Genomic DNA, 15,875 nt, shown 5'->3' with positions numbered 1-15,875 from the left:
CCCGCGCCCGCTGGCCGACGGGTGGGCGCGGCAGGCCGCCTTCTTCAACTGCTGCGGCCCGACGGAGACGACGATCGTCAACACGATGAGCCGCCACGACCCGTGCGCCCCGCTGCTCACCATCGGCCGCCCCACCGCCAACAACACGGTCTACGTCCTCGACACCGACCGCCGCCCCCTGCCGATCGGCGAGGTGGGCGAGATGTGGGCCGGCGGCGACTGCGTCTCCGCCGGCTACCTCGGCGACGACGCCCTCAACGCCGAGCGCTACGCCCCCGACCCGTTCCTCGGCGGCGGCCGGCGCATGTTCCGCACCCGCGACCTCGGCCGCTGGACCCCCGGGGGCGAGCTGGAGCACCTCGGCCGCACCGACGACCAGGTCAAGGTGCGCGGCTTCCGCGTCGAGCTGGACTCCGTCTCCTCGGTCCTGGAGTCGGCCGCCGGCTGCACCCGCGCCGTCACCCTGAGACGCGACGCCCGCACCCTGGTCTCCTTCGTCTGCCCGGCCGACGTCGACCCGGACGCGGCGCGCCGCGCGGTCGCGGACGCCCTGCCGTACTACTGCGTCCCCGAGCAGGTCCTGCCGCTGGCCCTGCTCCCCGAGACCGACCGCGGCAAGGTCGACAAACAGGCGCTGCTGCACATGATCGAGGAGCGCGTGGCGGTGGCGCGATGACCACGTCCCCGCCCCGGAACCAGCAGGCCGCCGGCGGACTTCCGCCGCTCCTGTCCGGCCCGCGCCGCCTGCTCAAACACCCCCGCCTGATGCACTACAACCGGCTCGCGGCCCTGGTGCTCCTCGCCAACGTGAGCTTCGCCCGGGCGCTTTGGCCTCTGGAGGCCGCCGCCCTCGGGCACGCGGCCCTCGCCAACCTCGCCCTCGCCGTCGTCGTACGCCAGCAGTACGTCGTCAACCTGCTGTTCCGGCTGGCGACTTCGGCGCCGGCCACCTGGCCTCTGCGGGTCCGCTGGGCGCTCGGCAAGGTCTACCACTTCGGCGGACTGCACGTCGGTGGGGCGCTGGCGGGCACGGTCTGGTTCCTGGCGCTGACGATCACGACACCCGGTGGCCCCGTCAGGGCCGTCGGCTGGACCCTGATCGCCCTCCTCGCGCTCGTCGTCGCCACCGCACTGCCACCCTTCCGTTCCCGCCACCACGACCACTTCGAGAAGATCCACCGCTTCGGCGGCTGGGCGGCCCTGGTCCTGTTCTGGACGCACACGCTGCTGTCGTCGCCGGGCCCCTGGGAGGTCGGCACGCTCGCGGTGGTCACCTTCAGCGTCGCCCTGCCCTGGCTGCGGCTGCGCAAGGTGGACGTCCGCCTCGAACGCCCCTCCTCCCACGTCGTCCTGGCCCGCTTCGACCACGGCGAGACCCCCTTCGCGGGCTCCTCCACCGCGATCAGCCGCAGCCCGCTGAAGGAATGGCACTCCTTCGCCAACGTCCCCGCCCCCGGCGAGTCCGGCTTCCGGCTCACGATCTCCCGTGCCGGCGACTGGACCGGCTCCTTCATCGACGACCTGCCCCGGCAGGTGTGGGTCAAGGGCATCACCACGGCGGGCGTCGCCAACATCGAGGTCCTGTTCACGAAGGTGGTCTACGTCGCCACCGGCAGCGGTATCGGGCCCTGCCTGCCCCACCTGCTCGCCGCCCAGGTGCCCTCCCGGCTCGTCTGGGCGACCCGCGACCCCCGGGCGACCTACGGCGACGCCCTGGTCGACGAGATCCTCGCCGTCCAGCCGCACGCCCTGATCTGGGACACCTCCCGGCACGGCAAGCCCGACATGGTGCGCCTCGCCCACGAGGCCTGCCGGGACTTCGGCGCCGAGGCGGTCATCTGCATCTCCAACAAGAAGCTGACCTGGCAGGTGGTCCACGGCCTGGAGCGGCGGGGCATCCCGGCGTACGGCGCGATCTGGGACTCGTGACCCGCACGTGTGAACTCCCGGAAGGAGACGGATCATGAACCATCTGAAGGTCGAACGGCACGGCCGTGTGGTGACCGTGCGCCTGCACCGCCCGCACGTCCGCAACGCGCTCAGCAGTGAACTGCTCACCGAACTCCTCGAAGTGCTAAGTCCGTTGGACACGGACCCGGAGACCGGCTGCTTCGTCGTCACCGGCTCGGACACGGTCTTCGCGGCGGGCGCCGACATCAAGGAGATGGCCGGGAAGTCGGCCGTCGACATGGCGGCCGAGGACTACTTCGCCGCCTGGGAGGAGTTCGCGGACCTCCGCACCCCGAAGATCGCGGCCGTCAACGGCCATGCCCTGGGCGGCGGTTGCGAGCTGGCGATGATGTGCGACCTGGTCGTCGCGGGGGAGTCGGCGGTCTTCGGCCAGCCCGAGATCAAGCTGGGCGTGATCCCCGGCATCGGCGGCACCCAGCGGCTGACCCGGCTCGTCGGCCGGGCCACGGCCATGGACCTGGTCCTCACCGGCCGCACCATGGACGCACGGGAGGCCGGACGCTGCGGTCTCGTCTCCCGCGTGGTCCCGGACGACCGGGTCCTGCCCGAGGCCCTCGAAGCGGCGGCGGCGATCGCCTCCCACGGCCGCGCGGCGGTCCGGGCGGCCCGCGAGTGCGTCGACCGGGCCCTGGAAAGCGGCCTGCGCGACGGCATCCGCTTCGAACGCCGTGTCTTCCACGCCCTGTTCGCCACCGACGACCAGAAGGAGGGGATGACGGCGTTCCTGGAGAAACGCCCTCCGCACTTCCACGGACGCTGACGGCGGCCCGGTCATCCGAGAGGGTCTTCGGCTGCCGCCAAGGCCCTCTCCACGCCCGGCTCCCGCGGCCCGAGGAACCGCGGATCCGGCCGGAACACCGCGTCCAGAGCGGCCTTCCCGGAGGCGAGGATCTCCCGGGCGCCCCCGTAGTACCAGGTCGCGTCGTGCACGGCGTCCACCCCGACCCCGTACGACGCGACCCCCGCCGCCTCGCACAGCGCCACCGCGCGCCGGATGTGGAAGCCCTGGCTGATCAGCACGGCCTCATCCACCCCGAAGATCTTCTTCGCGCGCACGCACGAGTCCCAGGTGTCGAACCCCGCGTAGTCGCTGACGATCCGCCCGTCGGGCACCCCGTGCCGGGTCAGGTAGACGCGCATGGCGTCCGGCTCGTCGTAGTCCTCACGGCTGTTGTCCCCGGTGACGAGCACCACCTCCACCCGCCCCGCCCGGTACAGCTTCGCCGCCGCGTCCAGCCGGTGCGCGAGGTACGGCGAGGGCTCCCCCTCCCACAGCCCGGCACCGAACACCACGGCCACATCGGTACGCGGCACATCCGCCGTCGTACGCAGCCGGTCACCCGCCACGGTGTACATCCACGTCGCGGGGAGCAGTGCGAGCACACACCCGGCCATCACGGCCTGCACCAGCCGCCGCTGCCCCCGTCGGGTACGCGGCAGCCGTGGTCTGCGAAACCCCACACGACGCATCGGACGGTCCCTCCCCAGGTCGGCCTCTCGACAGTCAGGGACGTTCTCCCGGGCCGCCCGGTTCATCCGCAGCCGCGTGACCAGCTTCACTCGATTCGCCGAAACCGCAGGTCACGCCACCTCACACACTCCTGTCCCGCATCGTGAACCGCTGGAAAACACCCGTGACGCCCAGGCAACGGGAAGGCAACGTGGTGCCGCGACCATCGGTGCATGCCCAGTCAGCTCAGCCTCGTCCCGCCGCCCGCCCCGCGCCGCCCGGCCGCGCCCGCCCTCGTGGTCGTGGCGCACGGCAGCCGCGACCCCCGCGCGCTGAGCACGGTGAGCGCACTCCTCGACCGGGTCCGGGCCCTGCGCCCCGACGTGCCGGTGCACCTGGGCCACATCGAACTCAACGCCCCCCTGCTCCCGGACACGCTCGCCGCCCTGGGAGACACGGAGGCGGTCCTCGTCCCCCTTCTCCTCAGCCGCGGCTACCACGTCAAGCAGGACATCCCCGAGATGGCCGCGGCCTCCCGGGCCCGCACCCACCAGCCGGCCCCGCTCGGCCCCCACCCCCTCCTGGTCGACGCCCTCCAGGCCCGCCTGCTGGAGGCCGGCTGGGGCGCGACACCCCGCCGCAGCAGCGCGGTGGTCCTCGCCGCGGCGGGCTCCCGCGACCCGGACGCGAAGACGGACACCGCCCGCACGGCCCACCTCCTGGCCGCCCGCCTCGGCGTCCCCGTCATCCCGGCCTATGCCTCCGCGGCGACCCCGACGGTCGAAACAGCCGTCCGCACCCTCCTCGCACGAGGCCGCCACAAGATCGCCCTGGCCTCCTACTTCACGGCCCCCGGCCGCTTCGCCACGGAGTGCGCCCAGAAGGCCCCCTGGATAGCGGCGGCCCCCCTGGGCACTCACCCGCCGATGGCTCAGCTCGTCCTCCACCGCTACGAGGAAGCACGGACAGCGGCTGCCGAACCGGCACTGGCCTCGGCCTGAAACGGGGCGTGGGGTCGAGTCCTCAGGGGCGCGGGGCTGTATCGACATGCGGCTCCGCCGCGTGGGCGCGACGAGCCCGTACACGCCACACCGCCGAACTCGGCACACGCAAAGGCGTACAGCAACCCGTGCCCGTACTGTCGAGCCATGGACGGCACCGCACAGAACCCCCCGGCGTACGACCCGACGTCAGTCGACCGCTGGGCCCCGGAACCCGACAAACGCCCCGGTCGCACAGCCTTCCAACGCGACAGGGCAAGGGTCCTCCACTCCGCCGCCCTACGACGCCTCGCCGGCAAAACCCAAGTGGTGACGCCCGGCACCATGGGTCCCGCCTGGGACGCCAGCCCCCGCACCCGTCTCACCCACTCCCTCGAATGCGCCCAGGTCGGCCGCGAACTGGGCGCGGCCCTCGGCTGTGACCCCGACCTCGTGGAAGCCGCCTGTCTCTCCCACGACCTCGGCCACCCACCCTTCGGCCACAACGGCGAACAGGCCCTCAACGAGTTCGCGGCGGACTGCGGCGGCTTCGAGGGCAACGCCCAGTCCCTCAGACTCCTCACCCGCATCGAGCCCAAACGATTCACCCCGGACGGCTCCGTCGGTCTCAACCTCACCCGCGCCGCCCTCGACGCCGCCACCAAGTACCCCTGGCCCCGCGGCGCCCACCCCACCGACCCGGCCTCGCCCAAGTTCGGCGTCTACGAGGACGACCGCCCGGTCTTCGACTGGCTCCGCAAGGACGCCCCCGGCACCCGCACCTGCTTCGAGGCGCAGGTCATGGACTGGTCCGACGACGTGGCCTACTCCGTGCACGACGTGGAGGACGGCCTGCACGCCGGCCACATCGACCCGAACTGCCTGCAGGCCGAGCCCGAACGCCGGGACGTCTTCCAGGTCGCCCGCGGCCGGTACGTGCCCGCCGACACCAACCCCGCCGAGCTCGCCGAGGCCCTGGACCGGCTCCTCGCCCAGGAGTGGTGGCCGCACGGCTACGACGGCACCGCCGTCGCCCAGGCCCGTCTGAAGGACGCCACCAGCCAGCTCATCGGCCGCTTCTGCCTGGCCGCCGAGACCGCGACCCGCACCGCCTACGGGGCGGGGCGGCTCACCCGGTACGCCGCCGAGCTGGTCGTCCCGCGCGGGGCCCGGATGGAGTGCGCCGTCCTCAAGGCCGTCGCCGACCTCTACGTCATGCAGCGCGCCGAGCAGGAGCGGCTGCGCGCCGACCAGCGGATCGTCGTCGCCGAACTGGCCGAGGCGCTCACCGTCCGCGCCCCGGACGGCCTGGACCCCCAGTTCCGCTCCCTGTTCGACCAGGCGGCGGACGACCGGGCGCGCAAGCGGGTGATCGTGGACCACATCGCCTCGCTCACCGACACGTCCGCCCGTTCGCTTCACGCTCGTCTGACGGGGCAGGGATGAGACTGACGCGACGGGTGGGACGCGAGCACCCCCGAATGTGACCCTCCGTGGCCTGATCGGGTCACTCCCTCTTCCCGCATCACGCTCCGTGCGGGACGCTCGCAAGTGGCGACACCCTGACGAGGAGGCATCAAGTGGTCGACGCGGATCAGACATTCGTCATCGTCGGAGGCGGACTGGCCGGCGCGAAGGCGGCCGAGACGCTCCGCGCGGAGGGCTTCACCGGCCGCGTGATACTGATCTGCGACGAACGCGACCACCCCTACGAGCGCCCGCCGCTGTCCAAGGGCTACCTCCTCGACAAGGAGGAACGCGACAGCGTCTTCGTGCACGAACCCGCCTGGTACGCGGCCCACGACATCGAGCTCCACCTCGGCCAGACCGTCGACGCGATCGACCGTACGGCGAAGACGGTCCGCTTCGGCGAGGACGGCACCGTCGTCCGCTACGACAAGCTGCTCCTGGCGACCGGCGCCGAGCCCCGCCGCCTGGACATCCCGGGCACGGACCTGGCCGGCGTGCACCACCTGCGCCGCCTCGCCCATGCCGAGCGCCTCAAACACGTCCTGACCAACCTCGGCCGGGACAACGGCCACCTCGTCATCGCCGGAGCCGGGTGGATCGGCCTGGAGGTCGCCGCGGCGGCCCGCGAGTACGGCGCGGAGGTCACGGTCGTCGAGCACGGGCCCACCCCGCTGCACGGCGTGCTGGGCCCCGAGCTCGGCGGGCTCTTCGCCGACCTGCACCGCGAGCACGGGGTGCGCTTCCACTTCGGCAGGCGGCTGACGGAGATCGTCGGCCAGGACGGCATGGTCCTCGCGGCCCGCACGGACGACGGCGAGGAGCACCCCGCGCACGACGTGCTGGCTGCGATCGGCGCGGCCCCGCGCACCCACCTGGCGGAGGCGGCCGGACTGGAGATCGCCGACCGGGCCCACGGCGGCGGCATCGTCGTCGACGAGCGGCTGCGCACCTCCGACCCGGACGTCTACGCGGCCGGCGACGTCGTGTCCTTCCCGCACCCCCTCTTCGGCACACGGGTGCGCGTCGAGCACTGGGCCAACGCGCTCAACGGCGGCCCGGCGGCCGCACGCGCCATGCTGGGCCGCGAGGTGACGTACGACCGGGTGCCGTACTTCTTCTCCGACCAGTACGACCTGGGCATGGAGTACTCCGGCTGGGCGCCGGCCGGCAGCTACGACCAGGTGGTGATCCGCGGCGACGCCGGGAAGCGCGAGTTCATCGCGTTCTGGGTGAAGGACGGCAGGGTGCTGGCCGGGATGAACGTGAACGTGTGGGACGTCACGGACAAGATCCAGCGTCTGGTCCGCTCCAAGGCCCGGGTGGACACCGAGGCCCTGGCGGACCCGCACGTGCCGCTGGACAGCCTCGCCTCATAGCCGCCGGGCTGTCAGGAGTGCCGGCCCGCCGCCGTAGACTTCACGCGTGGCTGGACGGATCAACGACGAGGACGTGAAGGCGGTACGGGACGCGGTCCCGATCGACGCCGTGGTGTCCGAGTACCTCCAGCTGCGCAACGCGGGCGGCGGGAACCTCAAGGGTCTCTGCCCCTTCCACGACGAGAAGTCGCCGTCCTTCCAGGTCAGCCCGAGCAAGGGGTTCTTCCACTGCTTCGGCTGCCAGGAGGGCGGCGACACCATCACGTTCGTGATGAAGATCGACCACCTCACCTTCTCGGAGGCGGTCGAGCGCCTGGCCGGCCAGGCGGGCATCACGCTGCGCTACGAGGAGGGCGGCTACAACCCCTCCCACCAGCGCGGGGAGCGGATCCGCCTGGTCGAGGCCCACAAGATCGCCGCCGACTGGTACATGGAGCAGCTCGCCACCAGTCCGGAGGCCGACACCGGCCGCCAGTTCCTCGCCGAGCGCGGCTTCGACCAGGCCGCCGCCCAGCACTTCTCCGTCGGCTACAGCCCCCAGGGCTGGGACCACCTCACGCGCTTTCTGCGCGGCAAGGGCTTCACCGACAAGGAGCTGGTCCTCTCCGGCCTCTCCCAGGAGGGCCGCCGCGGCCCCATCGACCGCTTCCGCGGGCGCCTGATGTGGCCCATCCGCGACATCGGCGGCGACGTCGTCGGCTTCGGCGCCCGCAAGCTCTACGAGGCGGACAACGGCCCGAAGTACCTGAACACGCCCGACACGGCGATCTACAAGAAGTCCCAGGTCCTCTACGGCATCGACCTGGCGAAGAAGGACATCGCCAAGGCGTCCCGCGCGGTCGTCGTCGAGGGTTACACGGACGTCATGGCCTGCCACCTCGCCGGTGTGACGACCGCCATCGCCACCTGCGGCACCGCCTTCGGCGGGGACCACATCAAGATCCTTCGCCGGCTCCTCATGGACAACGGCTCGGCCCGGGTCATCTTCACCTTCGACGGCGACGCCGCCGGCCAGAAGGCCGCGCTGCGCGCCTTCGAGGACGACCAGAAGTTCGCCGCCGAGACGTACATCGCCATCGCCCCCGACGGCATGGACCCCTGTGATCTGCGCCTCGCCAAGGGGGACGAGGCCGTCGCCGACCTCGTCGAACCCCGCACCCCGCTCTTCGAGTTCGCGCTGCGCCAGAGCGTGAGCCGCTACGACCTCGACACCCCGGCGGGCCGCGCGGCCGCGCTGGACGAGGCCGCCCCGATCGTCGCCCGCATCAAGAACAGCGGTGCCCAGCACGAGGTCGCCGTCCAGCTCGCCGGCATGCTCGGCATCCTCGACACCCAGTTCGTGGTCAAGCGCGTGGCCCAGCTGGCCCGCTGGGCCCGCGACCGCGGCGGCAAGGGCCCCGCCCCCGAGCGCCACCACCAGGGACAGCAGTACGCCGGCCCGCCGCAGCCCGCCGGCTCCCGCGGCCCCGCCCTCAACCTCCGCAACCCCGTCTTCGCCACCGAACGGGAGCTCCTCAAACTCGCCCTCCAGCGCCCCGAGTTGGTCTCCCCGGCCTTCGACGCGTACGGCGTGGACGAGTTCACCGCCCCGCCCTACGCCGCCGTCCGCCAGGCCATCCATGACGCGGGCGGCGCCGAACCGGGCGTCGCCGACCCCCAGGACTACCTGGTCCGGGTCCGCGAGGCCGCCCCGGACGACGCGGTCCGCGCCATGGTCACGGAGCTGGCCGTCGAGGCGATCATGCTGCACAAGGGCGTGAAGGGCGCCGACGAGGTGTACGCGGGCGCCCAGTTGGTGACCGTCCGCCGCCGGGCCGTCGAGCGCCGCATCCGCGACATCACGGGCCGGCTCACCCGCCTCGGTACCCACGGCGACCCGGCCGAGCTCGCCGCCGTGCAGAACGAACTGTGGGTCCTCCAGCAGTACGACCAGACCCTCCGGGAACACGGCGCCGCAGCGCTGTAGACCGCGTCAGGCCCCGGTCCCCTCGAACGCCGGGGTGGCGGCCCGCACCAGCCGTTCGGCGCCCACGCGCACCGGGTCGAAGCCGTCCGCCCGCAGGTGCGCCGTCACGTCCCGCGTCCGCCGGGACTCCTCGGCGTGCGACGCGGAGCCCGACAGGGTGAGCATGGGCTGGTCGCGCGTCCGGCCCCTGGACAGCACGATGTGCGTCAGTCTGAGACCGGCCTCGGCCGCCCACCGGCCAGCCGCTCCGCCGCGCCGGTACCGGAGCAGCGGACCGGCACATGCGTTTCGTACGAGGAAGCGGACACCCGCGGATCGTGCCAGATCGGTGGCGGCAGAGGCACCAGGGTTTCCCGAGAGGGTCACCGCGCGGTCACGGACCGGAAGCAAAAAGTCATCGCACGCCCCTCGTGGCGACGATGTGTCTTACCCCACACTGGGTTCCGGTGCCTGAGTCCTCGGAGCGCGGCCGATCCGTCACCGACGGGTCCCAGACCCCCGCGGTTCCGCTCATCGCGTACGGGACGGAAAGCGGCGAGGCCGACTCCGCCCCCGAAGTACCGCTGCCGTACTCCTTGGCAGCGATCATCCTGGAGGTCGCGCCCGTGCAGACCCAGACCCTCACCCAGACCGACGCCGGTGCCGCGCCCGGCGCCGACGGCACCGCGCCGGACGCGGAGGCCGACGCCCTGTCCGCGGTCCCGGCGCAGAGCCGTGCCGTGCACCACCCCGAGTCGGAACCGGAGCCGGAGGAGCCGCCCGCCGAGGCGGTCGAGGCGGCCGAGCCCCCCGAGGTCGTCGTACCGACCCCGGCCCGTACCGACTCCGGCAGCCCGTCCTCGGACCTGTTCCGCCAGTACCTGCGGGAGATCGGCCGCATCCCCCTGCTGACCGCCGCCGAGGAGGTCGAACTCGCCCGCCGCGTCGAGGCCGGCCTGTTCGCGGAGGAGAAGCTGCGGCTCACCCCCGACCTGGACAGCCAGCTCGCGCTGGACCTGGACCGGCTCGTCGTACTGGGCCGCATGGCCAAGCGCCGCCTGATCGAGGCGAATCTGCGCCTGGTCGTCTCGGTCGCCAAACGCTACGTCGGCCGCGGCCTGACCATGCTCGACCTCGTCCAGGAGGGCAACCTCGGCCTGATCCGGGCGGTCGAGAAGTTCGACTACGCCCGCGGCTACAAGTTCTCCACGTACGCCACCTGGTGGATCCGCCAGGCCATGTCCCGCGCCCTGGCCGACCAGGCCCGCACAATACGGGTCCCGGTCCATGTCGTGGAGCTCATCAACCGGGTCGTCCGCGTCCAGCGCCGCATGCTCCAGGAGCGCGGTTACGAGCCGACGCCCGAGGAGGTCGCGGCCCACCTGGAGCTGCCGCCGGAGCGGGTCAGCGAGGTCCTGCGCCTCGCCCAGGAGCCGGTGTCGCTGCACGCGCCCGTGGGCGAGGAGGACGACGTCGCCCTCGGCGACCTGATCGAGGACGGCGACGCGACCTCCCCGGTGGAGTCGGCGGCGTTCCTGCTGCTCAGGGAGCACCTGGAGGCGGTCCTGTCGACGCTGGGGGAGCGGGAGCGGAAGGTCGTCCAACTCCGTTACGGGCTGGCGGACGGCCGCCCCCGCACCCTGGAGGAGATAGGCCGCATCTTCGGAGTGACGCGGGAACGGATACGCCAGATCGAGTCCAAGACCCTCAACAAGCTGAGGGACCACACCTTCGCGGATCAGCTCAGGGGCTATCTGGACTGATGCCGAGTGCGGGTCCGGCCCAAGGGGCGCGGGGCTGTATCCATGTGCGGCTCCGCCGCGTGGGCGCGACCGGCCCCCACCGGACCCGCAGCCGCCCCACGCCCCCCCCGGCACCACCGGGATCGCGACTCAGTCGACCTCGGCGACCGCCTGCGCGAACTGCGCCTTGTACAGCCGCGCGTAGGCACCGTCGGCCGCGAGCAGTTCCTCGTGCGCGCCCTGCTCGACGATCGATCCGTTCTCCATCACGAGGATCGCGTCCGCGTCCCGGATCGTCGACAACCGGTGTGCGATGACGAACGACGTGCGGCCGTGGGCGAGTTTCGCCATGGCCTTCTGGATGAGCACCTCCGTGCGGGTGTCGACCGAGCTCGTCGCCTCGTCCAGCACCAGGATCACCGGGTCGGACAGGAACGCCCGCGCGATGGTGATCAGCTGCTTCTCTCCCGCGCTGACTCCCGTCCCCTCGTCGTCGATCACCGTGTCGTACCCGTCCGGCAGCGTCCGCACGAACCGGTCCGCGTGCGCGGCCCGGGCCGCCTCCTCTATCTCCCCGCGGGTCACCTTCCGGGACGCTCCGTACGCGATGTTCTCCGCGATCGTGCCGCCGAACAGCCAGGTGTCCTGGAGCACCATGCCGATCCCGGCCCGCAGTTCGTCCCGGGACATCCGAGCGATGTCGACGCCATCGAGGGTGATGCGCCCGCCGGTGACGTCGTAGAACCGCATCAGCAGGTTCACCAGGGTCGTCTTGCCGGCCCCCGTGGGGCCGACGATGGCGACCGTGTGCCCCGGCTCGACCTTCAGCGACAGGTCCTCGATGAGCGGCGTGTCGGGGTCGTAGCGGAAGGACACGTGCTCCAGCGCCACCTGCCCGCGCAGTTCCTCGGGCCGCACGCCCGGCACCGGGTCGGCACCCTGCTCCTCAGCGTCGAGCAGCTCGAAGACCCGCTCCGCCGAGGCGACACCCGACTGCACCAGGTTCGCCATGGACGCCACCTGCGTCAGCGGCATCGAGAACTGCCGCGAGTACTGGATGAACGCCTGCACATCGCCGATCGACAGCGTGCCGGAGGCCACCCGCAGCCCGCCGACCACCGCGACCAGCACGTAGTTGAGGTTCGACACGAACATCATCAGCGGCTGCATGACCCCGCTGTTGAACTGCGCCTTGAACCCCGCCTCGTACAGCGCGTCGTTCTGCTCGGCGAACTGCTTCGCCGACTCCTCCTGCCGCCCGAAGACCTTCACCAGGGTGTGACCCGTGTACATCTCCTCGATGTGCGCGTTCAACTGCCCCGTGGAGCGCCACTGCTGCACGAAGTGCGGCTGCGACCGCTTGCCCACACGCGTGGCCACGACGAACGACAGCGGCACGGTCACCAGCGCGACCAGCGCCAGGATCCAGGAGACGTAGAACATCATGGCGAGCACGCCGATGATGGTCAGCACCGAGTTGATGAGCTGCCCCATCGACTGCTGGAGCGTCTGCCCGATGTTGTCGATGTCGTTGGTCGCCCGGGACAGCACCTCACCGCGCTGGCGCTTGTCGAAGTACGACAGCGGCAGCCGCGACAGCTTCGTCTGGACGTCCTCGCGCATCCGGAACATGGTCCGGTTCACGGCCCGGTTCACCAGCCGCGTCGCCACCGCCATCAGCAGCCCGGCCACCGTGAACACACCCAGCGCCAGCAGCAGCACATGCCCGACGGCCGTGAAGTCGATGCCCTCGCCCGGGGTGAAGTCGGTGCTGCGCAGCATGTCGGCGACGTCACCGTCCCCGCGCTGCCGCATCGAGTCGAGGACCTGCTCCTTCGTCGCCCCCTCCGGCATGCCGCGCCCGACGATGCCCGCGAAGACCAGGTCGGTCGCCTTGCCGAGGATCTTCGGCCCGACGACGTTGAGGCCGACGCTGAGCACCACGCACAGCAGCAGCACGTAGATGGTCGCGCGCTCCGGCCGGAACCGTGCGACGAGCCGTTTGCCCGACCCCTTGAAGTCCAGCGAGCGCTGGTCGGGGCCGCCCCCGGCCATCATCCGCCCCATGGGCCCCGCCATCAGGCAGCCTCCGCTTCCGTCAGCTGGGAGAGCACGATCTCCCGGTAGGTCTCGTTGTCCGCCATCAGCTCGTGGTGCCGGCCGGTCCCGACGACCCGGCCCTCGTCGAGGACGACGATCCGGTCGGCGTCCCGGATGGTCGCCACCCGCTGCGCGACGATCACCACGGTCGCCTCGGAGGTCTCCTGCCCCAGCGCGGCCCGCAGCGCGGCGTCCGTGGCGTAGTCGAGCGCGGAGAAGGAGTCGTCGAAGAGGTAGATCTCGGGCCGCTGCACCAACGTCCGGGCGATCGCGAGCCGTTGGCGCTGACCACCGGAGACGTTCGTCCCGCCCTGCGCGATCGGCGAGTCGAGGCCGCTCTCCAGCCGCTCCACGAAGTCCTTGGCCTGCGCCACCTCCAGCGCGTGCCACAACTCCTCGTCGGTGGCGTCCGGGTTGCCGTAGCGCAGGTTGGTCGCCACGGTCCCCGCGAAGAGGTACGGCTTCTGCGGCACCATCCCGACGGTCTTCGCGAGCAGCTTCGGGTCGATCTCCGCCACCTCGACACCGTCGACGAGCACCTGCCCCTCGGTCACGTCGAACAGCCGCGGGACCAGCCCGAGCAGCGTGGACTTGCCGCTGCCGGTCGAGCCGATGACGGCGGTCGTCTCACCCGGCCTGGCCACCAGACCGACGGCTCGCAGCACCGGCTCCTCGGCACCCGGATAGCGGAAGCCCGCCCCGCGGATCTCCAGATGCCCGTGCCGGCGCAGCTCCCGCACCGGCGCGGACGGCGGCACGACGCTGGAGGAGGTGTCCAGCACCTCCTGGATGCGCTCGGCGCACACCTCCGCGCGCGGCACCATCATGAACATGAAGGTGGCCATCATCACGGACATGACGATCTGCATCAGATAGGCCAGGAACGCCGTCAGGTCACCGATCTGCATCCCGCCGCTGTCGATCCGGTGCGCACCGAACCACACCACGGCGATCGACGACAGGTTCACCACGGTCATGACGATCGGGAACATCAGCGCGAGCAGGTTGCCGGTGCCCAGCGCGAAGTCGGTGAGATCGGTGTTGGCCTTCCGGAAGCGCTGCTGCTCGTACTCGTCCCGGACGAAGGCGCGGATCACGCGGTTGCCGGTGATCTGCTCGCGCAGCACCCGGTTCACCGAGTCCAGCCGCTCCTGCATCGACCGGAACAGCGGCCGCAGCCGCCGCACGATCAGCGTCACGCAGATGCCCAGCACCGGCACGACCGCCACCAGCACCCCGGACAGCGGCACGTCGAGACCGAGCGCGAGCACGATGCCGCCCACGCACATGATCGGCGCCGACACCAGCAGCGTGAACGTCATCAGCGCCAGCATCTGCACCTGCTGGACGTCGTTCGTCGTCCGGGTGATCAGCGACGGCGCCCCGAAGTGACCGACCTCACGCGCGGAGAACGACTGCACCCGGTCGAACACGGACGCCCGCAGGTCCCGCCCCAGCGCCGACGCCGTACGGGCGCCGTAGTACACGGCGCCGATGTTGCACACGACCTGGACCAGCGAAATGCCGATCATCAGCCCGCCGTAGCCCAGGATGTAGCCGGTGTCGCCGTTGACGACACCCTGGTCGATGATGTCCGCGTTCAGCGTGGGCAGGTAGAGCGTGGCGCAGGTCTGCAGGAACTGCAGCAGCACCAGGAGAGCGATGGGTCTCTTGTAGGGCCTGAGACAGGTCCGCAGGAGTCGTATGAGCACGCTGCTTCTCTCGGAGTGGACGACGGGGCGAGTGGTTGCCCCTGGCCCCTATCGTCGAACACTCCACCGGCGTTACCTCAACCGAATTAACCCAACGGGCGGTCAAACCCTTCAGAGGGCCCCGGGGTGCGTCTGCTCCCGCACCGCCACGAACTGCTGCCGCACCGCCTGCCCCACGGCCAGCTCGTCCCCGGGCTCCAGCACCTGCGCCACCGCGCCCTGCCAGGCCGGCGGGTTCCGCATGTCGAGCGTGCCCTGCGACGCCCCGAGCGCCCAGGCCGCCTGGCGGGCGGCGCCGATCGCCGCGTAGTCCGCGGGCTGCGGCACCACGACCTGCGTCCCGAACAGCGCGGGCGCCGCGGCCTGCACGGCGGGCAGTTCGGCGGCCGACCCGAGCAGGAACACCCGCCGTACCTCCACACCCCGGCCGCGCAGCACGTCCAGCGCGTCCGCGAGCCCGCACAGCATCCCCTCGAACGCGGCCCGCGCCAGATGCTCCGCCTTCATCGACTCGCGCCTGAGCCCGGCGAGCGTCCCGGCGGTGTGCGGCAGGTTCGGCGTCCGCTCACCCTCCAGATAGGGCAGCAGCACCAGCCCGTGCGACCCGGGCGTCGACTTCATCGCGAGGTCGGACAGACTCTCCAGATCGGGCAGCCCCAGCAGCTCGGCGGCCCCGCGCAGCGTCCGTACGGCGTTCAGCGTGGTGACGACGGGCAGGTGCATGCCCGTCGCGTCGGCGAGCGCGGTGATCATCCCGGACCCGTCGACCAGCGCCTCGGGGTGTACGGCCATCACGGACCCGGACGCACCCAGCGACACCACCGCGTCGCCGAGGCCGATGCCGAGACCGAACGCCGCCGCCATGGTCTCGCCGGTTCCCACGGAGATCAGCAGCCCCTCCGGCGTCGTACCGGCCGCGTCCGCCGGACCGATCACCTCCGGCAGCATCACCTGGTGCCCCAGCGCCAGCTCCACGAGGTCGGGCCGGTAGCCGCCGCTCGCCGCCGACCAGTATCCGGTGCCGGACGCCCCGCCCCGGTCGGTGGTTCTCCGTACCGGCCGCCCCAGCAGCTGCCACACCAGCCAGTCGTGCGCCTGGAGGAGGACCGCGGTGCGCTGGGCGTTCTCC

Annotated in this window: 13 protein-coding genes; 8 read left to right on the top strand and 5 right to left on the bottom strand. The window is 71.7% G+C overall.

Features of this window, described 5'->3' with window-relative positions; all coding sequences use genetic code 11:
• The 3 genes from ABZ281_RS11910 to ABZ281_RS11900 all read left to right on the top strand — a co-directional run.
• The coding region (locus ABZ281_RS11910; RefSeq protein WP_356654569.1) for an AMP-binding protein at window positions 1–676 on the top strand (676 nt) is incomplete at its 5' end.
• Window positions 673–1,929, top strand: coding sequence for a hypothetical protein (locus ABZ281_RS11905; RefSeq protein WP_356654567.1), 1,257 nt, complete (start codon window positions 673–675; stop codon window positions 1,927–1,929). The genes ABZ281_RS11910 and ABZ281_RS11905, both read left to right, overlap by 4 nt.
• 34 nt (window positions 1,930–1,963) lie before the next feature.
• A complete protein-coding gene (locus ABZ281_RS11900) occupies window positions 1,964–2,731 on the top strand; it encodes an enoyl-CoA hydratase-related protein (RefSeq protein WP_356654565.1) in 768 nt (255 codons plus the stop codon).
• Window positions 2,732–2,742: 11 nt separating this feature from the next.
• Here the strand turns inward: ABZ281_RS11900 and ABZ281_RS11895 are convergent, their stop codons facing one another.
• A complete protein-coding gene (locus ABZ281_RS11895; RefSeq protein WP_356654563.1) occupies window positions 2,743–3,441 on the bottom strand; it encodes an ElyC/SanA/YdcF family protein in 699 nt (232 codons plus the stop codon).
• Window positions 3,442–3,654: 213 nt separating this feature from the next.
• Here ABZ281_RS11895 and ABZ281_RS11890 point away from each other — a divergent pair, with 213 nt between their 5' ends.
• The 4 genes from ABZ281_RS11890 to dnaG all read left to right on the top strand — a co-directional run bounded on the left by ABZ281_RS11890 (window position 3,655) and on the right by dnaG (window position 9,213).
• The gene (locus tag ABZ281_RS11890) at window positions 3,655–4,422 is read left to right on the top strand and encodes a sirohydrochlorin chelatase (protein ID WP_356654561.1); all 768 of its coding nucleotides are present in this window, start codon (window positions 3,655–3,657) and stop codon (window positions 4,420–4,422) included.
• Window positions 4,423–4,569: 147 nt separating this feature from the next.
• Entirely contained in the window at window positions 4,570–5,847 is a 1,278-nt protein-coding gene (locus tag ABZ281_RS11885; protein ID WP_356654559.1) for a deoxyguanosinetriphosphate triphosphohydrolase, read from the top strand.
• A gap of 134 nt (window positions 5,848–5,981) precedes the next feature.
• A complete protein-coding gene (locus tag ABZ281_RS11880) occupies window positions 5,982–7,247 on the top strand; it encodes an FAD-dependent oxidoreductase (RefSeq protein ID WP_356654557.1) in 1,266 nt (421 codons plus the stop codon).
• Window positions 7,248–7,293: 46 nt separating this feature from the next.
• Window positions 7,294–9,213, top strand: a complete 1,920-nt coding sequence (gene dnaG / locus ABZ281_RS11875; protein WP_356654555.1) for a DNA primase — start codon at window positions 7,294–7,296, stop codon at window positions 9,211–9,213.
• Between the two features lie 6 nt (window positions 9,214–9,219).
• Here the strand turns inward: dnaG and ABZ281_RS11870 are convergent, their stop codons facing one another.
• Entirely contained in the window at window positions 9,220–9,411 is a 192-nt protein-coding gene (locus ABZ281_RS11870) for a hypothetical protein (protein WP_356654553.1), read from the bottom strand.
• A gap of 248 nt (window positions 9,412–9,659) precedes the next feature.
• On the opposite strand from ABZ281_RS11870, the gene ABZ281_RS11865 reads away from it, so the two are divergent.
• Window positions 9,660–10,955, top strand: coding sequence for an RNA polymerase sigma factor (locus ABZ281_RS11865; protein WP_356654551.1), 1,296 nt, complete (start codon window positions 9,660–9,662; stop codon window positions 10,953–10,955).
• 129 nt (window positions 10,956–11,084) lie between these two features.
• Here ABZ281_RS11865 and ABZ281_RS11860 read toward each other — a convergent pair whose 3' ends face one another.
• From ABZ281_RS11860 to ABZ281_RS11850, 3 genes are all read right to left on the bottom strand, one after another.
• Window positions 11,085–13,013 (bottom strand): ABC transporter ATP-binding protein, encoded by a 1,929-nt coding sequence (locus ABZ281_RS11860; RefSeq protein WP_356654549.1) that lies wholly within the window; start codon window positions 13,011–13,013, stop codon window positions 11,085–11,087.
• Complete coding sequence (locus ABZ281_RS11855; RefSeq protein WP_356654547.1) at window positions 13,013–14,746, bottom strand: ABC transporter ATP-binding protein; 1,734 nt, start codon at window positions 14,744–14,746, stop codon at window positions 13,013–13,015. Before ABZ281_RS11855 ends, ABZ281_RS11860 begins: the two co-directional genes overlap by 1 nt.
• Before the next feature lie 111 nt (window positions 14,747–14,857).
• On the bottom strand, window positions 14,858–15,875 hold a 1,018-nt coding region (locus ABZ281_RS11850), incomplete at its 5' end, for an FGGY-family carbohydrate kinase (RefSeq protein WP_356654545.1).

This window comes from Streptomyces sp. NPDC006265 (genome assembly GCF_040613555.1).
In the GTDB taxonomy this organism is placed as follows: Bacteria; Actinomycetota; Actinomycetes; order Streptomycetales; family Streptomycetaceae; genus Streptomyces.
The sequence above is the reverse complement of the archived record's forward strand: the minus strand, read 5'-3'. Positions and strand labels throughout refer to the sequence as shown.